This window comes from Streptomyces sp. NPDC028314, from assembly GCF_055565795.1.
The window spans coordinates 799,950-820,007 of sequence record NZ_JBVHTP010000001.1 but is presented as its reverse complement, the minus strand read 5'-3'; the positions used below and the strand labels follow the sequence as shown (position 1 = coordinate 820,007).

General features: G+C 71.8%; 14 protein-coding genes and 3 riboswitches. Of the genes, 7 read left to right on the top strand and 7 right to left on the bottom strand.

All coding sequences use genetic code 11. The features are described from left to right. Positions 1-46 precede the first annotated feature (46 nt). A riboswitch (cobalamin riboswitch) is annotated at positions 47-179 on the bottom strand. A 74-nt stretch (positions 180-253) separates the two neighbouring features. Continuing rightward, positions 254-382: riboswitch (cobalamin riboswitch) on the top strand. A gap of 113 nt (positions 383-495) precedes the next feature. Next, positions 496-1,908, top strand: a complete 1,413-nt coding sequence (locus tag ACZ4TG_RS03685; protein WP_468159677.1) for a prenyltransferase/squalene oxidase repeat-containing protein — start codon at positions 496-498, stop codon at positions 1,906-1,908. A 189-nt stretch (positions 1,909-2,097) separates the two neighbouring features. Here ACZ4TG_RS03685 and ACZ4TG_RS03680 read toward each other — a convergent pair whose 3' ends face one another. Then, positions 2,098-2,907 (bottom strand): crotonase/enoyl-CoA hydratase family protein, encoded by an 810-nt coding sequence (locus ACZ4TG_RS03680; RefSeq protein ID WP_468159676.1) that lies wholly within the window; start codon positions 2,905-2,907, stop codon positions 2,098-2,100. An 864-nt stretch (positions 2,908-3,771) separates the two neighbouring features. Here ACZ4TG_RS03680 and ACZ4TG_RS03675 point away from each other — a divergent pair. Continuing rightward, positions 3,772-5,058 carry an extracellular solute-binding protein gene (locus ACZ4TG_RS03675; protein ID WP_468159675.1) on the top strand — a complete coding sequence of 429 codons (1,287 nt, stop codon included), beginning with the start codon at positions 3,772-3,774 and terminating at the stop codon, positions 5,056-5,058. A 278-nt stretch (positions 5,059-5,336) separates the two neighbouring features. Beyond that, positions 5,337-7,526 (top strand): catalase/peroxidase HPI, encoded by a 2,190-nt coding sequence (katG, locus tag ACZ4TG_RS03670; protein ID WP_468159674.1) that lies wholly within the window; start codon positions 5,337-5,339, stop codon positions 7,524-7,526. A gap of 83 nt (positions 7,527-7,609) precedes the next feature. On the opposite strand, the gene ACZ4TG_RS03665 is transcribed toward katG, so the two are convergent. The 5 genes from ACZ4TG_RS03665 to ACZ4TG_RS03645 are packed head-to-tail and all read right to left on the bottom strand — an operon-like array spanning position 7,610 to position 13,005. Continuing rightward, positions 7,610-8,383 carry an enoyl-CoA hydratase gene (locus ACZ4TG_RS03665; RefSeq protein ID WP_468159673.1) on the bottom strand — a complete coding sequence of 258 codons (774 nt, stop codon included), beginning with the start codon at positions 8,381-8,383 and terminating at the stop codon, positions 7,610-7,612. Then, positions 8,380-9,282, bottom strand: coding sequence for a 3-hydroxyisobutyrate dehydrogenase (gene mmsB, locus ACZ4TG_RS03660; RefSeq protein WP_468159672.1), 903 nt, complete (start codon positions 9,280-9,282; stop codon positions 8,380-8,382). Before mmsB ends, ACZ4TG_RS03665 begins: the two co-directional genes overlap by 4 nt. Next, positions 9,279-10,361: an enoyl-CoA hydratase/isomerase family protein gene (locus tag ACZ4TG_RS03655; protein ID WP_468159671.1), complete on the bottom strand. Its 1,083-nt coding sequence runs from the start codon at positions 10,359-10,361 to the stop codon at positions 9,279-9,281. The genes mmsB and ACZ4TG_RS03655 overlap by 4 nt, the downstream gene beginning before the upstream one ends. Then, on the bottom strand, positions 10,358-11,509 hold the full coding sequence (locus ACZ4TG_RS03650) for an acyl-CoA dehydrogenase family protein (RefSeq protein WP_468159670.1): 1,152 nt from the start codon (positions 11,507-11,509) through the stop codon (positions 10,358-10,360). Before ACZ4TG_RS03650 ends, ACZ4TG_RS03655 begins: the two co-directional genes overlap by 4 nt. Then, the gene (locus ACZ4TG_RS03645; RefSeq protein ID WP_468159669.1) at positions 11,506-13,005 is read right to left on the bottom strand and encodes a CoA-acylating methylmalonate-semialdehyde dehydrogenase; all 1,500 of its coding nucleotides are present in this window, start codon (positions 13,003-13,005) and stop codon (positions 11,506-11,508) included. The genes ACZ4TG_RS03650 and ACZ4TG_RS03645 overlap by 4 nt, the downstream gene beginning before the upstream one ends. Before the next feature lie 190 nt (positions 13,006-13,195). After that, positions 13,196-13,366, bottom strand: a riboswitch (cobalamin riboswitch). Positions 13,367-13,425: 59 nt separating this feature from the next. Between ACZ4TG_RS03645 and ACZ4TG_RS03640 the strand changes: the two genes are divergently transcribed. Continuing rightward, positions 13,426-14,340: a cobalamin-binding protein gene (locus tag ACZ4TG_RS03640; RefSeq protein WP_468159668.1), complete on the top strand. Its 915-nt coding sequence runs from the start codon at positions 13,426-13,428 to the stop codon at positions 14,338-14,340. A 15-nt stretch (positions 14,341-14,355) separates the two neighbouring features. Here the strand turns inward: ACZ4TG_RS03640 and ACZ4TG_RS03635 are convergent, their stop codons facing one another. Next, positions 14,356-15,771 (bottom strand): short-chain fatty acyl-CoA regulator family protein, encoded by a 1,416-nt coding sequence (locus ACZ4TG_RS03635; RefSeq protein ID WP_468159667.1) that lies wholly within the window; start codon positions 15,769-15,771, stop codon positions 14,356-14,358. Between the two features lie 390 nt (positions 15,772-16,161). On the opposite strand from ACZ4TG_RS03635, the gene aceA reads away from it, so the two are divergent. The 3 genes from aceA (at position 16,162) to ACZ4TG_RS03620 (ending at position 20,017) form a co-directional block, all read left to right on the top strand. Further along, positions 16,162-17,448, top strand: a complete 1,287-nt coding sequence (aceA, locus tag ACZ4TG_RS03630; RefSeq protein WP_468159666.1) for an isocitrate lyase — start codon at positions 16,162-16,164, stop codon at positions 17,446-17,448. An 89-nt stretch (positions 17,449-17,537) separates the two neighbouring features. Then, positions 17,538-19,136 carry a malate synthase A gene (aceB, locus tag ACZ4TG_RS03625; protein WP_468159665.1) on the top strand — a complete coding sequence of 533 codons (1,599 nt, stop codon included), beginning with the start codon at positions 17,538-17,540 and terminating at the stop codon, positions 19,134-19,136. Then, positions 19,133-20,017, top strand: a complete 885-nt coding sequence (locus ACZ4TG_RS03620) for a 3-hydroxybutyryl-CoA dehydrogenase (protein ID WP_468159664.1) — start codon at positions 19,133-19,135, stop codon at positions 20,015-20,017. Before aceB ends, ACZ4TG_RS03620 begins: the two co-directional genes overlap by 4 nt. Positions 20,018-20,058: the final 41 nt, after the last annotated feature.

Sequence of the window (20,058 nt, the reverse complement as noted above, 5' to 3'; positions counted from 1 at the left end):
CCGTGGGGAGGCGGGACGACCACGCCGTAGTCCGCGACGGCGTTCTTCGTTTCATGACACTGCGCCAGGCATTCCGACTCGCCCGGATCGCTCCGGGCCTACGGTTGCGGGTCAGCGCCGGACTTCGACCGGCTTCCCCTGGTGCTGAGTACTTATCAGCCGGAGTGCAACACGGATCCCGTGAGGGCGTCAAGGTGGCGTGCATCTCATCGGCCCGTCCCCGCCCGAGGGTTCGCCGGGACGCTGGCGGACCCTTGATCACTCGGGTAGCGTCCTGCGCTGCCACATGGGGGAATCCGGTGCGAAGCCGGAGCTGACGCGCAGCGGTGTGGGACGGCGGGGGCCGTCTCCGAGCCCGAATGCCCATACGGCGATGCAGTACAGGAAGCCGTACCACGCGTTCCGGACGGCGGCCCCCCGGCATGCCCGGCCGTGCTCGCGCACGGCTGCCCGGCGCGGGGAGCGGCTGGCGTCCGCCGATTCCAGGAGCAGGCCATGTCCCGTCCCCGTACCTCCCGCCGCCTCGCGCTCGCGGTGCCCGCCGTGCTGGGCGCCTTCGCCCTCACCGCGCTGCCCGCCTTCGCGACCTCCAGCCCCGCGCAGATCGCCACGTCCAAGACGAACGGTGTCGCCTACCTCAAGTCGCTCCAGGCGGCGGACGGTTCGTACGCCGGCTCCGGGCTGTCCAACGAGTGGGCGTTCAGCGCCTTCGCCGCGGCCGGTACGGCCGTCGTCGACGTGGTGCCCGGCGGCGACACGACGAAGAACGCCCGCACCGTCTACCGCAACCTGTTGTCGACGGCGGGCTGGCCGCAGGCCTCCCCGGTGGTCACGGACTACGAGCGCGGCACCCTCAACGCGTACGCGGCCGGCATCGACCCGGCCCGCGTCTCGGCCTCGCGCAACCTCGTGGCGAACATCTACTCCTACTGGCAGACGGCCGAGGCGGGCTACTTCGGCCCGTCCGGGAACTTCAACGGCACCGTTTTCGCGGCCCTTTCGCTGGGCGGAGCCAAGACCCAGGCCGGCGGCAGCCGCATCCCCCAGGCCCTGACCGACTCGATGGTCACCCGTATCCGCGCCAACCAGCACGTGGACGGCGGCTGGACCTACCAGAAGGCCGAGGGCAACCCCACCGTCCTGAACTCCGCGGGCGACGTCGACATGACCGGCGCCGCCATGGCCGCCCTCTGCGCCTCCGGAGTCCCCAACACCGACGCGGACGTCGTCCAGGCCAAGAACTTCCTCAAGAGCACGCTGGTCGCCAACAGCGGTGCCTTCAACTCCCTCTACGGGGTCAACACCAGCTCCAACGGCTGGGGCGTCGCCGGCCTCAACGCCTGCGGCTTCAACCCGCAGTCCGGTGACTTCCTCACCGGACTCGGCAAGACCCCCGTCGACTTCCTGATCGCCAACCAGTACAACCCGGCGGGCGGCTTCAAGTACAAGCCCTCCGACACCAGCCCGTCCGCCTACTCCTCCATCGACGCCCTGCGCGCCGTCGCCGGCGGCGGCTTCACCACGGCCCCGCCGGTCCCGGTCACCGCCGGGGCCCCGCAGTGGGTCGCCCAGTCCGCCTTCACCGCCGGCACCGCCACGAAGCTGGCGCTGAGCGTCGACGACGGCGCGGGCAACCTCAAGGTGTGCTCGGTGGCCTTCACCCCGACCGGTACGACCACCACCCTCGGTGACGTACTGGCCGCCGCGACCGGCGCCGCCACCCCGTCGGGCTGCGTCACCGGCGTGACCCCGTCCTCCGGCACCGGGACGATCACCACCGTCAACGGCAAGGCCAACAGCGGCTCGAACACCTGGAAGGTCAGCGTCGACGGCTCGGCCTTCGCCGGTGCGCTGCGCGAGAAGGTCATCAACGTGGGTGACACGATCGCCCTGCGCTGGGGCGCCTGATCCCGTTCCGGGTGCGGGGCCCCGTACGCCGGGCCCCGCACCCGGCCTCGGATCGCACCGGCCGTCAGAGCGCCCGCGGCAGCGGCCGCTGTGGGGGACCGGTGTACGCGCCGAGGGGCGGATCAGGGCGACCGTCTTCCACTTCTCCCGGCTTGGCGGGACCTGCCCCCTGGACGGGCCGGGGACGGCTCAGCCGTGGAAGGAACCGTGCCGTCCCGCCCCGGACGCGAAGCGCGCGGCACCCGAGAGGGTCTCGCCGGCCGACAGCGGCACCATGCCGTGCCGCAACTCGGCGGCCAGCGCCTCGGGCTCCGCCAGCCCGTGCTGCTCCCGTACGGACAGCCGGTCGTGGCGCAGGCACAGCTGCGGGAACGCCGCGATCTCCCGCGCGAGTTCCTCCGCCGCGTGCCGGGCCCGCCCCGGCGGTACGAGACGGTTCGCGAGCCCGATCGCGTACGCCTCGGCGGCCGGAACGGGCCGGCCGGTCAGGATCAGGTCCATGGCGCGGCTCTCGCCGATCAGCCGGGGCAGCCGGACCGTGCCGCCGTCGATCAGCGGCACCCCCCACCGGCGGCAGAACACCCCGAGGACCGCGTCCTCCTCGACCACGCGCAGGTCGCACCACAGGGCCAGTTCGAGTCCGCCGGCCACGGCATGGCCGGTGACGGCCGCGATGACCGGCTTGGTCAGGCGCAACCGGGTCGGCCCCATCGGGCCGTCGCCGTCGGGCTCCACGCGGTTTCCGCGTTCGGTGCCGACGGCCTTGAGGTCGGCGCCCGCGCAGAACGTACCGCCCTCGCCCCACAGCACCGCGACCGAGGCGTCGTCGTCCGCCTCGAACTCCCTGAATGCATCGGCCAGTTGCCTGGCCGTCGGCCCGTCCACCGCGTTCCGCGCGGCGGGCCGCGACAACACCACGGTCGTCACGGGCCCGTCACGCTCGACGCGGACGGAGGGCGCGCCGCCCTGTTCTTCCGGTGCCGCCGGGATGTCGGTCATGGCGGCATTCTCACGTGTCCGCGGCCCGACGGCCAGAGCGGCGAGGAGGGCTCATCGCGGTGTCGTTCCGGAACGCGCTCATCGAACGGCGTCCGGCCCGACGGCCGGGGCTCCGTCGTGGCGTGCGCGATCACGGACCACGACCCCGCCCCGGGCTGCCGCCCTGCCGCTGAAAGGTTCCCGCAACTGCCTCTGAGAGGAACTCCGTTGACCGGCGCAGCGGCGCGCCGGGCAGACTGCTGGGCTGAGCGGGTGGTCATGTCCATTGCGGGAACGGTCAAGCTCCGGGTGATCCTTCTGTGCGCCGGACGGGTGTGGAACGTGCACGGCGCAAGCCCCCAGGGAGACCACGACACCACGCGCTGGTCTGGGACGAGCCGAGCGCACGCTGTGGGCGGCGGGAGCCGACGTATGGCCCGAGACGTCGGGGAAGGTCCACGGGCGTCTGGTGGGTTACGCGTACCGGGACGACGAGGCCGAGCCGCTGTCCTGCGGCAAGGACCGCGACTCCACGATGCGTGAGAAGGTCCGCCTCTTCACCCGCGCCGGGCAGGAGTCGGCTGGGGCACTGGATCTGAAGGGGCTCGCCTACAAGGCGCGCTGGTTCGAGGAGACCCCGGGCAGGCCGCCCGCTGACCGCACCACCCCCGTCTACGCGCGTCGCCCTCGTGGAGCGCATGTGGGAAAGCACCAGCAGGCAGAGCACCGGTTGGGTCATCCACCACACATGCGCCGGGAGTGGAATCAACCACTCCAACATCAGGCGAGAATTCCGGCCACCGGGCCACCGGACCGCCGGGTACTTCCCGGCCCGATGTGCCATGAGCAGTAGCGGGATTCGAGCGAGATCAGGGGAAGACACCCGTGCGACGAAGGACATTCGGCACGGCCGCCACCGCGGCCGTGTTCGGCCTGCTGATACCACTGTCCGCCTGCGGTGCCTGGGATGACGGCGCGGACGGCAGCGGCACGCTCCACCTGGTGGCCGCCGAGTACGGCGACACCCCGGCCACCAGTTCCAAGGCCTACTGGGACAAGCTGACCGGCGCCTTCACCGCCGCCCACCCCGGTATCAAGGTCCAGGTCCAGCTCCTGCCGTGGGCCGACATCGACCGCGAGGTCTCCCGCATGGTCAAGGCGGGCCATGCGCCGGACATGGCGCTCATGGGCTCGTACTCGGACTTCGCGGCCCAGGGAATGCTCTATTCGGCGGAAGAGATCCTCTCGGTCGGCGCCGAGGCGAACTTCCTGCAGCCCCTCGCAGAGGCGGGGACCGTCAACAGCCGCCTCTACGGCCTGCCTTTCGTCGCGAGCAGCCGTCTCCTGTTCTACAACGAGGCGCTCTTCGCCAAGGCCGGGATCACCGAGCCGCCCAAGACCTGGTCCCAGCTCAAGTCCGCCGCCAAGGCGCTCAAGGACAAGGGCGTGAAGTTCCCGTACGCCATGCCCCTGGGCCCGGAGGAGGCGCACGCCGAGGCCTTGATCTGGGAGCTCAGCAACGGCGGCGGCTACGCCGACAACAGCGGCAACTACAGCCTGGACTCCGACCAGAACATCCGGACCTGGCAGTGGGTCAAGGACAACATGGTCGCCCCGGGCCTGGTCGGGCCCACCCCGCCGTCCCAGCTCAACCGCGCCGACGCCTTCGCGGCCTTCCTGCGCGGCGAGGTCGGCATGCTCAACGGCTACCCCTCGCTCGCCCACGAGGCGGCCGCGAAGGGCATGGGCGTCGGCACCGTCGCCATGCCGGTCGCGGACTCGCTCCGCTCCGCGGAGAGCCCGCCGACCGTGGGCGTGGCCGACTGGATGATGGCGTTCAAGAAGAACGGCAAGCGGGAGGAGATCGGCACGTTCCTGGAATTCGTCTACCAGGACAAGAACCTGTCGGACTTCGTCGGCCGCTACCACCTGCTGCCGTCCACCGCTTCCGCCGCGCGCACCCCGGCCGGCGGAGGCCTCGGGCAGACCGATCTGGACTTCCTCGGTGCGCTGCGGACCGCCCGTCTCTACCCGGTGAACGACCCGTCCTGGGTGACGGTCAGTGACACCATCAAGCGCAACATCGGCCGCGCCGTGGAACCGTCCGGCGACCCGAAGGCCGTCCTGGAGGACATCGCCGCCAAGGCGGCCGAGGCCGGCAAGAAGAGCTGAGGGCCGCACGCGCGTCCCCGTTCCCCTTCGGTGACCGGCCGCGGTCCCGGCGCGTGCCGGGCCCGCACATATTTTCCGCTTCTCGCGCCAGGACACGAAAACGACTTCCCGCGCGAATGCTGTCGCGGTTGCCCTGCGTGTTCTCGTGACCGTGCGGTGCGCGGTGCACGACCATGTGGACGGCGGCGGGCGCCGTGGCGCGGGTCACAGCGCTCGACACCAGTCGTCACGAGCAAGCAGCCAGCAAAAGGAACACTGAGACAGGAAGAAGGGCCGACGTGTCCGGCAGCGAAAGCGAGAACCCGGTAATCCCTTCCCCGACCCCCGCGCCGACTCGGCCCAGGACGAACCGGGACTGGTGGCCGAATCAGCTGGACCTCCAGGTCCTGCACCAGCCCTCGCCCCGGTCCAACCCGATGGGCGAGGACTTCGACTACGCGCAGGAGCTGGGGACCCTCGACCTCGACGCGCTGAAGCGGGACGTCTTCGAGGTCATGACGGCGTCGCAGGACTGGTGGCCTGCCGACTACGGTCACTACGGGCCGCTCTTCATCCGGATGAGCTGGCACGCCGCGGGCACGTACCGCATCGCCGACGGCCGGGGCGGAGGCGGCTCCGGCGCCCAGCGGTTCGCCCCCCTCAACAGCTGGCCGGACAACGCCAGCCTCGACAAGGCCCGCCGGCTGCTCTGGCCGGTCAAGCAGAAGTACGGACGGAAGATCTCCTGGGCGGACCTGCTGGTCTTCGCCGGCAACTGCGCCATGGAATCGATGGGGTTCAAGACGTTCGGGTTCGGCTTCGGGCGGCAGGACATCTGGGAACCCGAGGAGATCTTCTGGGGGCCCGAGGACACCTGGCTCGGTGACGAGCGCTACAGCGGCGACCGAGAGCTCACCGGTCCGTTCGGTGCCGTGCAGATGGGCCTGATCTACGTGAATCCGGAGGGGCCCAACGGCAACCCGGACCCGTTGGCCGCCGCCAGGGACATCCGCGAGACGTTCGCGCGCATGGCGATGAACGACGAGGAGACGGCCGCGCTCATCATCGGCGGCCACACCTTCGGCAAGTGCCACGGCGCGGTCGATCCCCAGTACATCGGTCCGGAACCCGAGGCCTGCCCCGTGGAGGCGCAGGGCATCGGATGGAAGAACACCTTCGGCACCGGCAAGGGCGCGGACACGCTCACCAGCGGCCTGGAGGGCGCCTGGACGAGCGAGCCGACGAAGTGGGACAACGGCTACCTGGACAACCTGTTCGCCTACGACTGGGAGCTGACGACGAGCCCCGCCGGCGCGAAGCAGTGGACTCCCAAGGATCCCGCGGCCCAGGGCACGGTGCCCGATGCCCATGATCCGTCGAAGAGGCACGCCCCGATGATGCTGACGACCGACCTCGCGCTGAGGCTGGATCCGATCTACGGGCCGATCGCGAAGCGCTTCCACGAGAACCCGGACGAGCTCGCGGACGCGTTCGCCAAGGCGTGGTACAAGCTGCTGCACCGCGACATGGGACCCCTCTCGCGCTACCTCGGCCCCTGGATCCCCGAGCCCCAGCTGTGGCAGGACCCCGTCCCCGCGGTCGATCACGAGCTGGTCGGGGACGCGGACATCGCCGCCCTCAAGGAGCGGATCCTCGCCTCCGGGCTGTCGATCCCCCAGCTGGTCTCCACCGCTTGGGCGTCGGCGGCGAGCTTCCGCGGCACCGACAAGCGGGGCGGCGCCAACGGGGCGCGGATCCGGCTCGCGCCGCAAAGGGACTGGGCGGTCAACGACCCGGCCGAACTGGCCGGGGTGCTGCGGACCCTGGAGCAGATCCAGCAGGACTTCAACGCCTCCCAGTCGGGCGGTACGAAGGTCTCGCTCGCCGACCTGATCGTCCTGGGCGGGTGCGCCGCCGTCGAGCAGGCGGCGAAGAATGCCGGGCACGCCGTCACCGTCCCCTTCGCGCCGGGACGCACGGACGCCTCGCAGGAGCAGACCGACGTGGACTCGTTCGCCGTGCTCGAACCGACCGCGGACGGCTTCCGCAACTACGTCCAGGCCGGGGAGAAGCTGGCGCCGGAGACCCTGCTGCTGGACCGCGCCGGCATGTTGACGCTGACGGCCCCGGAGATGACGGTCCTGATCGGCGGCATGCGGGCGCTGAACGCCAACTCCGGGAAGTCCCGCAACGGTGTCTTCACCGACCGGCCGGGGACGTTGACGAACGACTTCTTCGTCACCCTCCTCGACATGGGTACGGAGTGGAAGCCGTCCGTCTCGACCGAGGGCGAGTTCGAAGGCCGGGACCGCGTCACGGGCGAGCCCAAGGGGACCGCCACCGCCGTCGACCTCGTCTTCGGTTCGCACGCCGCGCTCCGGGCCATCTCGGAAGTCTACGCCTGCGAGGACGCGAAGGAGAAGTTCGTCCGCGATTTCGCGGCCGCCTGGAACAAGGTCATGAACCTCGACCGGTTCGACCTCTCCTGAGCCCGCCGGTGTCCGGGTCGGCCGCTCACCGGCCGACCCGGACACCGGACTTCGGGTGCGCCCGCCCGGGCGCCCCCGGAGGCTCAGCCGTGGGTGAAGTGCGGCGGGCGCTTGTCCACGAAGGCGGACATGCCCTCCTTCTGGTCGGCCGTGGCGAACACCGCGTGGAACAGCCGCCGTTCGAAGCGGACGCCCTCGGTGAGGGTCGTCTCGAAGGCCCGGTTCACAGCCTCCTTGGCCATCATCGCGACCGGCTTCGACATCCCGGCCACGGCCTCGGCCACGGACAGCGCCTCGGCCGCCAGTTCGTCGGCCGGGACGATCCGGGAGACGAGCCCGGCGCGTTCGGCCTCCTCGGCCCCCATGGTGCGGCCGGTCAGACAGAGATCCATCGCCTTGGCCTTGCCGACGGCGCGGGTGAGCCGCTGCGAGCCGCCGATGCCGGGGATGACGCCGAGTTTGATCTCGGGCTGTCCGAACTTCGCGGTGTCGGCGGCGAGCAGGATGTCGCAGAGCATCGCCAGCTCGCAGCCGCCGCCCAGCGCGTAGCCGGAGACTGCCGCGACCGTGGGCGTACGGACCTGGCCGAGGCGGTCCCAGGCGGTGAACCAGTCGGAGAGGTACATGTCCATGTAGCTCCGCGGCCGCATCTCCTTGATGTCCGCGCCCGCCGCGAAGGCCTTCGCGGAGCCGGTCAGGACGATGCAGCCCACGTCCGGGTCCCGGTCCAGTTCCTCCGCCGCGGCCACCACCTCGGTCATGACCTGGAGGTTGAGGGCGTTGAGGGCTTCCGGCCGGTTGAGGGTGATCACGGCCACCCGGCCCTTGCGTTCCAGCAGGATGGTCTCGTAGGTCATGCGGGTGTTCCGTTCTGCGGTCGGAGGGTGCGGACGATCGCCGAGAAGTCCAGGGCGGCGCCCTCGCCCTCGGCGAATGCGGCGTACATCTCGGATGCCTTGAGACCGAGCGGCGCGTCGACCCCGCCCGCCCGCAGGGCGTTCGCGGCCAGGGTGAGGTCCTTGGCCATCAGGGGCGCGGCGAAGCCGGGCCGGTACTCCCGGTTGGCGGGGCTGGCCGGGACCGGTCCGGGTACGGGGCAGTTGACGGTGAGCGCCCAGCACTGCCCGGAGGCGGTGGAGGCCACGTCGTAGAGGGCCTGGTGGTCCAGGCCGAGGCTCTCGGCGAGGACGAAGGCCTCGCTGACCCCGATCATCGAGACGGCGAGGATCATGTTGTTGCAGATCTTCGCGGCCTGCCCGGCACCCGCCGCCCCGCAGTGCACGGCCTTCCTGCCCATCGCGGCGAGCAGCGGCTCGGCCGCCGCGAACTCGGGGGCGCCGCCGCCCGCCATGAAGGTGAGGCTCGCGGCCTGCGCGCCCACCACCCCGCCCGAGACGGGCGCGTCCAGCGAGCGGTGACCGGCCGCCCCGGCGGCCTCGTGCGCGGCCCGGGCGTCGGCCACGTCGATGGTGGAGCAGTCGACGAACAGGGTTCCGGGTCGCGCGGCGGCCAGCAGCCCGTCCTCCCGGTACAGGGCGAGGACGTGCCTGCCCGCCGGCAGCATGGTGATCACCACGTCGGCCTCGGCGGCCGCCGCGCCGGCCGAGGAGGCCGGCTCCACCCCCGTCGCCGCGGCGGCGGCCAGGAGCTCCGGCACCAGGTCGAAGCCGAGGACGCGGTGCCCGGCCCTCACCAGGTTGGCCGCCATCGGGCCACCCATGTGGCCCAGTCCGACGAACGCCACGGTACTGCTCACCAGGGCACCTCCTGAGTCGAATCGTTCGCCGCCAGCCGCAGTTCGCGCTCGCCGAGCGGGGCGAAGAACCGCTCCACACCGGCCGGTTCGACCTCCGCGAGGGTGGGCGGACTCCAGTGCGGGCTGCGGTCCTTGTCGATCACCTGGGCGCGGATGCCCTCCACCAGGTCGGGGGAGGACAGGGCCGCGCAGGAGACCCGGAACTCCTGCTCCAGGACCCTTTCCAGCGGGCCCAGTTCGCGGGCCCGGCGCAATGCGGCCAGGGTGACCTTGAGGGCCGTCGGTGATTTCGCGGTCAGCGCGGCCGCCGCCTCCTTCGCAGCCGGAAGGCCGTCGGCGAGGAGCCGTCGGACGATCCCCTCGACGCTGTCGGCCGCGTAGCAGTGGTCGATCCACCCGCGCGCGGCGGCCAGTTCACCGGCCGGCGGCGTCCGGACCCGGCTGCCGAGCGCCTCGTGTACGGAGGTCCGCGCGAGGTCGGCGGCCAGCGCGGGGAGCTCGGCCGCGGGGACGAAGTGGTCCGCGAGCCCGCACAGGAGCGCGTCGGCCGCCCCGACCGCCGTACCGGTGAGGGCCAGATGGGTGCCGAGCCCGCCCGGCGCGAGGGCCAGCAGGTAGGTGCCGCCGACGTCGGGGACGAAGCCGATGCCGGTCTCGGGCATGGCGACGCGGGAGCGTTCGGTGACGATCCGTACGGTCCCGTGGGCCGAGATCCCCACACCGCCGCCCATGACGATGCCGTCCATGAGGGCGACGTACGGCTTGGGGTAGCGGGCGATACGGGCGTTGAGCCGGTACTCGTCGTGCCAGAAGTCCGCCGAGGCGGTGTTCCCGGCCCTGGCATCGTCGTAGATGGCGCGGATGTCGCCTCCGGCGCACAGGCCGCGTTCACCGGCGCCCTGGATGACGACGGTCTCGACGGCCGGGTCGTGCTGCCAGGCGGCGAGTGCCGCGTCGATGCGGAGCACCATGGGGTGGCTGAGGGCGTTGAGGGCCTCGGGGCGGTTGAGGGTGATGTACGCGGCGTGGCCCTCGGTACGCAGCAGGACGTGGTCGTCTTGGGGGGATTCGTTGTTCATCGCAGGGTCTCCGTGAGTCCGCGGGCGACGATGACGCGCATGACCTCGTTGGTGCCTTCGAGGATCTGGTGGACGCGCAGGTCGCGGACGATCTTCTCGATGCCGTACTCGCCGAGGTAGCCGTAGCCCCCGTGGAGCTGGAGGGCCCGGTCGGCGACCGTGTAGCCCGTGTCGGTGGCGAACCGCTTGGCCATCGCGCACAGCCGAGGGGCCAGCGGATCGCCGGAGTCGAGGGCCTGGGCGGCCTGCCGGAGCAGGGCGCGGGCGGCGGCCAGTTCGGTGGCCATGTCCGCGAGACGGAACTGGAGCGCCTGTGCGTCCAGGAGCCGCCCGCCGAAGGCCTCGCGGTCGGCGAGGTACGCCAGGCTGCGGTCCAGGGCGCTCTGCGCACCGCCGAGCGAGCAGGCGGCGATGCCGAGCCGGCCGCCGTTGAGGCCGTTCATGGCGATGCGGAAGCCCTCGCCCTCGGCTCCGAGCAGCCGGTCGGCGGCCACGCGCACCCCGTCGAGGACGACCTGGCGGGTGGGCTGCGCGTTCCAGCCCATCTTGTGCTCGTTCGGGCCGAAGGAGACCCCGGGGTCCTCCCGTTCGACGACGAAGGCGGAGATCCCGCCGGGCCCGGCCTCCCCGGTGCGGGCCATGACGACGTAGACCCCGGCGGCTCCGGCGCCGGAGATGAACTGCTTGACGCCGGTCAGCACGTAGTGGTCGCCGTCCCGCTCGGCGCGGGTGCGCAGGGCGCCCGCGTCGGAGCCGGCGCCGGGTTCGGTGAGGCAGTAGCTGCCCAGGGTGTCGGCCGTGCAGAGGCCGGGCAGCCAGCGCTCGCGCTGTGCGCGGTCTCCGTAGCGGTCGATCATCCAGGCGACCATGTTGTGGATGGAGAGGTATCCGGCGATGGACGGGCAGCCGGTCGCGAGGGTCTCGAAGACGAGGACCCCGTCGCCGCGGCCGAGCCCCGAACCGCCGTGCTCCTCCCGTACGTACACGCCGCCGAGGCCCAGGACCGCGGCCCTGCGGATGACGTCGACGGGGAAGTGCTTGTCCCGGTCCCAGGCGACGGCGTGCGGCGCGAGGTGCTCCTGGGCGAAGTCGAGGGTGACCTCGGCGAGGGCGAGCTGGTCCTCGGTGAGGGTGGCCACGGCGCTCATCCCATCGTCGGGATGGTGAAGCTCGCGCCCTCCTTGGCCCCGGAGGGCCAGCGCGAGGTGACGGTCTTGGTGCGGGTGTAGAAGCGGATGGAGTCGGGACCGTGCTGGTTCAGGTCCCCGAAGCCGGAGCGCTTCCAGCCGCCGAAGGTGTGGTAGGCCACCGGGACGGGGATCGGGACGTTGACGCCCACCATGCCGGCGCCCACCCGGCGGGTGAAGTCGCGGGCGGTGTCGCCGTCGCGGGTGAAGATCGCGACGCCGTTGCCGTACGGGTGCTCCGTGGGCAGGCGCAGCGCCTCCTCGTAGTCCGCGGCCCGTACGACGCTCAGCACCGGGCCGAAGATCTCCTCGCGGTAGATCCTCATGCCGGGGGTGACGCGGTCGAAGAGGGTGGCTCCGGCGAAGTAGCCGTTCTCGTGGCCGGGCAGGGTGAATCCCCGCCCGTCGACGACGAGTTCGGCGCCCTCGGTGGCGCCGATGCCGACGTAGCGGTCGACCCGGTCGAGCGCGTCACGGCTGACCAGCGGCCCGAAGTCGGCCTCGGGGTCGTCGGAGCGGCCGACGCGCAGGGTGGCGATGCGTTCCTTCAACCTGGCCACCAGGGCGTTCGCGGTCTCCTCGCCGACGGGGACGGCGACGGCGATGGCCATGCAGCGTTCGCCGGCGGAGCCGTAGCCGGCGCCGATCAGGGCCTCCACGGCCTGGTCCAGGTCGGCGTCGGGCATCACGATCATGTGGTTCTTGGCGCCGCCGAAGCACTGGGCGCGCTTGCCGTGGGCGGCGGCGGTGGCGTAGATGTGCGCGGCGATCGGGGTCGATCCGACGAATCCGAGGGCCTGCACGCGGGGGTCTTCGAGGAGGGTGTCCACGGCTTCCTTGCCGCCGTTGACCACGTTCAGCACACCGGGCGGCAGACCGGCCTCCAGGAAGAGCTCCGCCAGGCGCAGCGGTACGGACGGGTCCCGCTCCGAGGGCTTCAGGATGAAGGAGTTGCCGCACGCCAGGGCGGGTGCGGCCTGCCACAGGGGGATCATCGCGGGGAAGTTGAAGGGGGTGATCCCGGCGACCACGCCCAGCGGCGCGCGCAGGGAGTGCACGTCGATCCCGGTGCCCGCGTTGTCGGTGAACTCCCCCTTCAGCAGGTGCGGGATCCCGGCGGCGAACTCGACCACCTCCAGGCCGCGTTGCAAGTCGCCGTGCGCGTCGGCGACGGTCTTGCCGTGCTCGGCCGACAACAGCCGTGCGAGGGAGTCCCGTTCGCCCTCGACCAGCTGGAGGAAGCGCAGCATGACGCGGGCGCGGCGCTGCGGGTTCCACTGCCCCCAGTCGGCCTGCGCCTCCTCGGCGTTCGCGATGGCGGCCTCGGTGTCGGCGCGCCCGGCGAGCGGGACGCGTGCCTGGACCGCGCCGGTGTTGGGGTCGTACACGTCGGCGAAGAGGCCGGACGCCCCGGTGGTGTGCTTGCCGCCGATGAAATGGGTGAGTTCGCGGACCATGGATGCCTGCTCTCGTCAGGTTGGATCCGGGGATGGCACGGCCCGGCCGCGGACGGACCCGGTGGGGTGCGCCGCTGGGAGGGGCCGTGAGAACTACGAGCGCGTGGACAGGTGGTGTGCGCGCTCCGCCGGATCACCAGGGTCGTGGGTACAAACCGGTGCCATGCGTGTCTGCTCCATCCTCGTGGACAACACGGAACGTTCCGCGGCCGGTATCCTGACTCCCGGATCCACGCGTGCCGCCCGCCTTCCCGACAGACCTCGTCAGTGGCGTGTGGATGGCAGCACACTCCCCGGTCACAGTGGCGGGACCGTGCCGGATTCTCACCGGCTTCCCTGCACCGCGGACCTTGTGCCACGAACATATAGTTGGACGTCCTAGTAAGTCCAGACCCGCCACCGCGCGCCTACAGTCGGTGCATGCGCATCGTCTCCCTGCTCCCGGCCGCCACGGACATCGTGGCGGACCTCGGCCTCGCCGCCGACCTGGTCGGACGTACCCACGAATGCGACTGGCCGCCGGAGGCGGTCGCCTGCGTTCCGGTGGTCACGAGGGCCGGGTTCGCCGCGGAGGAACTCAGCAGCCGGGAGATCTCCGAGGCCGTGGGCGGGGCCGCCCACTCGGGCTCCTCGCTCTACACCCTGGACACCGAGGCGCTCGCCGCGCTCGAACCGGAGATCGTGCTCACCCAGGACCTGTGCGACGTCTGCGCGGTGTCCTACGAGGGAGTCTCGCGCGCGGTGCGCCTGCTGGACGCCGGACCCCGCGTCCTGAGCCTGGAACCGCGCACCCTCGACGACGTACTGGACTGCCTGGTCACCGTGGGCGAACTGCTGGGCGTACGGGAGCGGGCCGAGCGGCGGCGCACGGAACTGCGGGCACGGCTGGCGCAGGTGCGGCGGCTGACCGCCGGCCGGCCCCGGCCCCGGGTGGTGGCCATCGAATGGCTCGACCCGCTGTGGCCCGCCGGGCACTGGGTGCCCGAGCAGATCACCTGCGCCGGGGGAGAACCGCTTCTCGCCGCACCGGGCGAGCACACCGAGCCGATGACCTGGGACGCCGTTCGTGCCGCCCGCCCCGACGTCGTGCTGCTCCTGCCGTGCGGCTTCCCGCCGGAGCGGACCCTGCGGGAACGTGACCTCCTGACGTCCCTCCCCGGCTGGGACCAACTGCCCGCCGTACGGGCCGGGGAGGTCTGGGTCCTGGACGGGCCCGCCTACTTCAACCGCCCCGGACCGCGTGTCGTGCGCGGCGCCGAAGTGCTCGCCCACGTCCTGCACGCCGTCCGGGCGGGCGAGCCGGTGGCCGCGGGCGAGGCCCGCCGCCTGGAGTGAGCCTGCGGGGCCCGGTCAGCCCCGGGCCGGGTCGGGGGCACCCTTGACCGGGTAGGGGATGAAGGTGCTGCTGTTCTCGTCGACGGCCAGGGCCCGGCCGAGCGGCGGCACGGCCCGCTGGGGGCAGTCGAGGCGCTCGCAGAGCCTGCAGCCCATCCCGATCGGGGTGGCCGCCGCCCTGTTGTCGAGGTCGAGCCCGTCGGCGTACACGAGGCGGGAGGCGTGCCGGATCTCGCAGCCCAGGCCGATGGCGAAGGTCTTGCCGGGCTCGCCCCAGCCGCCCCGGTGCCGGGTGACGGCGCGGGCGGTCCACAGGTAGCGCTGCCCGTCGGGCATGGCGGCCACCTGGACGTGGATGCGGCCGGGCGCCGCGAAGGCCTCGTACACGTTCCACAACGGGCAGGTGCCGCCCGCACGGGAGAAGTGGAATCCGGTGGCCGACTGCCGCTTGGACATGTTCCCTGCCCGGTCCACCCGGACGAAGGAGAACGGCACCCCGCGCAGCCTGGGGCGTTGCAGGGTGCTCAGGCGGTGGCAGACCGTCTCGTAGCCGATCCCGAAATGGTCGGTGAGCCGCTCGATGTCGTAGCGGAACTCCTCGGCGGCGGTGTGGAAGGCCGTGTACGGGAGGATCAGCGCGGCCGCGAAGTAGTTGGCGATGCCGATCCTCGCCAGGGCGTGAACGGGGGAGCCGGGCGGGAAGTCCTCGGCGGCGAGCCGGTCCAGCTCACCTCCGTACTCGATCAGTGCCAGCTGGGTGGCCATCCGGAATGCCTGCTGGCCCGGCCGAAGCCGGTTCGACAGGTGCAGGACCCGGGCGGTCCCGTCGTAGTGGTGCAGCCGGTCGGAGTCCGCGGCGGTCCCGACCCCGTGCCGGTCGGAGAGCCGGCGGGTCAGGGCGCGGATGACGTCCCCGGGGCGGATGCCGATCTCGCGGGCCAGTGCCTCCGCGGCGAGATCGGTGTCATGGAGGTAGTTCTGCCGCCGGTAGAAGAACTCGCGGATCTCCTCGTGGGGCGAGCGCGGCGCGTCCGCCACCTCGTTCCGGCCGTCGGCGGCGTCGGCGAGGCGCTCGGTCAGGAGCTGGCTGCGCCGGCCCAGATCGAGCAGGACCGAGGCGACGGCGGGCATCCGGGTGGCCAGTTCGGCCAGGTCGGACGGGGAAACGCGGGCCTCGGCGACCTGCTGGGCGAGCGCCTCGCGCAGGTCCGCGACCAGGCGGCTGGTGTCGCGCTCCGAGAAGAACCCCGGATCGACCCCGAACGCCTCGGTCAGCCGCAGCAGTACGGGAACGGTGAGCGGCCTGGAGTCGTGCTCCATCTGGTTGAGGTAGCTGGGCGAGATGGCGAGCACCCTGGCCAGATCGGCCTGGGTCATCCGCCGCTCCTCGCGCAGCCGCCGCAGCCGTGCTCCCGCGTACGTCTTGCTCACCGCACTCCTCCGCCGTTGGACACGCGCCGCCAGGATACGGGGGCAGGCGCGGCCGAGGGGCTTCGCAACCTTGGCAATTCCGGCCTCGAAGATTCGCAAAGCTTGGCAGATGTACCTCCTTGATGGCACTCAGTGTCAATGCCAGAGTCGGTGCTGCGGCCCGCCGGACCTGGCGGCCGAGGCGGGCTGCCGGGCCTGATTCACGCCCTGATTTCAGGGATCCTGGCAGCTCGAATCGGCGGCTCGGCAGCATTGCTCAGCTTCGGCCCGCAGCCGGGTTCGGCGGCCGCACCTCCTTTACAGGCACAGAGTGCCAATCCCCAGGGTGCCTGCCCAGGTGCAGGTCCGGCTCATTGGCAAGACAAGCGACGGATGGAAACGGTGACGGTCATGGCAGAGGCGAACACGACGGCGGCGGCCGAGCAGCTCAAGCAGCGCTGGGCGACGGACCCGCGGTGGTCGGGCATCGAGCGCACCTACACGGCCGAGGACGTGGTCCGGCTCTCGGGCAGTGTCCGCGAGGAGCACACGCTGGCCCGGCGCGGCGCCGAGCGGCTGTGGCGCCAGCTCCACGAGCAGGACTACATCCACGCCCTGGGCGCCCTGACCGGAGGCCAGGCGGTCCAGCAGGTGCGGGCCGGACTCCAGGCGATCTACCTCTCCGGCTGGCAGGTGGCGGCCGACGCGAACCAGGCCGGCCACACCTACCCGGACCAGAGCCTGTACCCGGTCAACTCGGTGCCGCAGGTGGTGCGCCGGATCAACAACGCGCTGCTGCGCGCCGACCAGATCGCCACCGCCGAGGGCGGCGCGGACACCACGGACTGGCTGGCCCCCATCGTCGCGGACGCCGAGGCCGGCTTCGGCGGCCCGCTCAACGCGTTCGAGCTGACCAAGGCCATGATCGCGGCCGGTGCGGCCGGCATCCACTACGAGGACCAGCTCGCCTCGGAGAAGAAGTGCGGCCACCTCGGCGGCAAGGTGCTCGTCCCCACCTCGCAGCACATCCGCACCCTCAACGCGGCCCGCCTCGCCGCCGACATCGCCGACACCCCCACCCTGGTCATCGCACGTACCGACGCCCTGGCCGCGAACCTGCTGACCAGCGACGTCGACGAGCGCGACGCGCAGTTCGCGACGGGGGAGCGCACCGCGGAGGGCTTCTACCGGGTGCAGAACGGCATGGCACCGGTCATCGCCCGCGGCCTCGCCTACGCCCCGTACGCCGACCTCATCTGGGTCGAGACCGGCACCCCGGACCTGGCCCAGGCCCGCGAGTTCGCCGAGGCCATCCACGCCCAGTACCCCGACCAGATGCTGGCGTACAACTGCTCGCCCTCCTTCAACTGGAAGGCGGCCCTGGACGACGACCAGATCGCCAAGTTCCAGCGCGAGCTCGGCGCGATGGGCTACCGCTTCCAGTTCATCACCCTGGCGGGCTTCCACTCCCTCAACCACGGCATGTTCGACCTGGCCCGCGGCTACGCCGAGCACGGCATGACCGCCTACGTCGACCTCCAGGAGCGCGAGTTCGCCGCCCAGGCGCAGGGGTTCACCGCCGTCAAGCACCAGCGCGAGGTCGGCACCGGCTACTTCGACCTGGTCTCCACCGCCGTCAACCCGGCTTCCTCGACCACCGCGCTCGCCGGTTCCACCGAGGAAGAGCAGTTCCACTAGACGACTCAGTCAGCCGGCCAAGCCGATTTCCGACGGGTGCCCGGGGACGTCCCCCTCGGGCACCCACCGCCCCCGTTGAGGAGAACCGCATGCCCCTCTCGTCCCTGACCAGCAGTGTCCAGGTTCTCGGTGCACCGGGTGAACGCCACGAGGAGATCCTCACCCCCGAGGCCCTGGAGTTCATCGGCCGGCTCGACGCCGCGTTCGCGGACCGCCGCCTGGAGATCCTCAAGGAGCGCCGCCGCCGCTCGGGCCACCTGGCCGGCGGCACCCCGCTCGACTTCCCGCTCGCCACGCGCACCGTCCGCGACGATCCCGGGTGGAGGGTCGCACCGCCCGGACCCGGCCTCACCGACCGCCGCGTCGAGATCACCGGCCCGCCCGATCGGCGGATGGCCGTCAACGCCCTGAACTCCGGCGCCCAGGTGTGGATGGCCGACTTTGAGGACGCCACGGCCCCCACCTGGGACAACGTCATCGGCGGCCAGCTCAACCTGCTCGACGCCATCGAACGGCGCATCGACTTCACCACCCCCGAGGGCAAGGAGTACCGCCTCGGCGAGAACCTCGCGACCATCATGGTCCGCCCGCGGGGCTGGCACCTCACCGAGGAACACCTGGAGACCGACGGCCGCCCCCTGTCCGCGTCGCTCGTCGACTTCGGCCTGTACTTCTTCCACTGCGCCCGGCGCCAGATCGACGCCGGCCACGGCCCGTACTTCTACCTCCCCAAGCTGGAGAACCGGTACGAGGCCCGCCTGTGGAACGACGTCTTCCTGCTCGCGCAGGAACTCCTCGGCATCCCCCGCGGCACCGTCCGCGCGACGGTGCTCATCGAGACGATCACGGCCGCGTTCGAGATGGAGGAGATCCTCCACGAACTGCGCGAGCACAGCGCCGGTCTCAACGCGGGCCGCTGGGACTACCTCTTCAGCCTGATCAAGACCTTCGGCCATCGCACCGACTTCCAGCTCCCCGACCGCGCCAAGGTCACCATGACCGCCCCCTTCATGCGCGCCTACACGGAGCTGCTCGTGCGCACCTGCCACCGGCGCGGGGCCCACGCCATCGGCGGCATGGCCGCGCACGTCCCCAGCCGGGACGCGGAAGCCAACACCGCCGCCCTCGCGAAGGTCCGCCTCGACAAGGAGCGGGAGGCCGAGGACGGCTTCGACGGCTCCTGGGTCGCCCACCCGGGGCTGGTACCGGTATGCCGCGAGGTCTTCGACGGAGTCCTGGAGGAACGGCCCAACCAACTGGAGCGGACGCGTGAGGACGTCGAGGTCACGCCCGCCGACCTGCTGTCCGTCCGCCGGATCGCCGCCCCGCCCACCCGCGAGGGCATCCGCTCCAACGTGGCCGTGGCGCTGCGCTACTTCGACGCCTGGCTGCGCGGCAGCGGCGCCGTCGCGCTGAACGGGCTGATGGAGGACGCCGCGACCGCCGAGATCGCCCGCGTGCAGATCTGGCAGTGGCTCCGCCACGACAGGGTGGACCGGGGGACGGTCATCGACCTCCTCGACGCCGAATGCGCCGCCCTGGAGGCCGAGGACCCGCAGGCGCTCGCGCTCGAAGCCCGGGAGGTCTTCGTGGACACCGCACTCTCGGTCCGGCTGCCCGCCTTCTTCACCCCCGAGGCCTACACCCGCCACCTCGTGCGCCGCGCCGCCGCGCAGGTGTCCGCGTGAGCGCCCCCGCGCAGCCGGCCCGCATCCTGCGCGTCGGGGTCGTCGGCGGAGGCCAGATGGGCGCCGGCATCGCGGAGGTGTGTGCCCGCGCCGGCCTCGACACCGTCGTCGCCGAGGCGGACGCCACCGCCGCCCGCGCCGCCCGGGAGCGTGTCGCCGTCTCCTTGGAGCGCGCGGTCCAGCGGGGCAAACTCGACCGGATCTCCGCCGAGGACGCCCTGGCCCGCCTGGTGTTCACCGGCGACCTGGAGGATCTCGCCGACCGGCAGCTCGTCATCGAGGCCGTCACCGAGAACCCCGAGGCCAAGTCGGACGTCTTCACCAGCCTCGACAAGATCGTGGAGGATCCGGAGGCGATCCTCGCCACCAACACCTCCGCGATCCCCATCATGCGGCTCGGCATGGCCACCCGCCGCGCCGACCGGGTGGTGGGCCTGCACTTCTTCAACCCCGTCCCCGTGCTGCCGCTGGTGGAGGTCGTCTCCTCCCTCCACACCTCCCGGGAGACGGTCGCCGCCGTCGAGGCCTTCGCCCGTGACGCCCTGGGCAAGACCACGGTCCGGTCCCAGGACCGGGCCGGCTTCGTGGTCAACGCGCTGCTGATCCCCTACCTCCTCTCGGCCATCCGCATGGCCGAATCCGGCTTCGCCAGTCCCGCCGACGTGGACGCCGGGATGGAACTGGGCTGCGCCCACCCGATGGGCCCGCTCAAGCTCGCCGACCTGATCGGCCTGGACACGGTCGCGGCGATCGCCGAGTCCCTCTACGAGGAGTTCAAGGAACCCCTGTACGCCCCGCCCCCGCTGCTCCAGCGGATGGTTCAGGCGGGGCTGTTGGGCCGCAAGAGCGCCCGGGGGTTCCACACATACGGCCGGGGCTGAGGGGTTCCGGCACGTCTCCAGGGCAGAGGGTGCGCCGGAGA

Excerpts from the sequence above, each read along its gene's own strand:
- ACZ4TG_RS03685 (WP_468159677.1), top strand. The coding sequence starts at position 496 with ATGTCCCGTCCCCGTACCTCCCGCCGCCTCGCGCTCGCGGTGCCCGCC.
- ACZ4TG_RS03650 (WP_468159670.1), bottom strand. The coding sequence starts at position 11,509 with ATGAGCGCCGTGGCCACCCTCACCGAGGACCAGCTCGCCCTCGCCGAG.
- aceB (WP_468159665.1), top strand. The coding sequence starts at position 17,538 with ATGCCCCTCTCGTCCCTGACCAGCAGTGTCCAGGTTCTCGGTGCACCG.
- aceA (WP_468159666.1), top strand. The coding sequence starts at position 16,162 with ATGGCAGAGGCGAACACGACGGCGGCGGCCGAGCAGCTCAAGCAGCGC.
- ACZ4TG_RS03655 (WP_468159671.1), bottom strand. The coding sequence starts at position 10,361 with ATGAACAACGAATCCCCCCAAGACGACCACGTCCTGCTGCGTACCGAG.
- ACZ4TG_RS03680 (WP_468159676.1), bottom strand. The coding sequence starts at position 2,907 with ATGACCGACATCCCGGCGGCACCGGAAGAACAGGGCGGCGCGCCCTCC.
- ACZ4TG_RS03640 (WP_468159668.1), top strand. The coding sequence starts at position 13,426 with ATGCGCATCGTCTCCCTGCTCCCGGCCGCCACGGACATCGTGGCGGAC.
- ACZ4TG_RS03665 (WP_468159673.1), bottom strand. The coding sequence starts at position 8,383 with ATGACCTACGAGACCATCCTGCTGGAACGCAAGGGCCGGGTGGCCGTG.
- ACZ4TG_RS03645 (WP_468159669.1), bottom strand. The coding sequence starts at position 13,005 with ATGGTCCGCGAACTCACCCATTTCATCGGCGGCAAGCACACCACCGGG.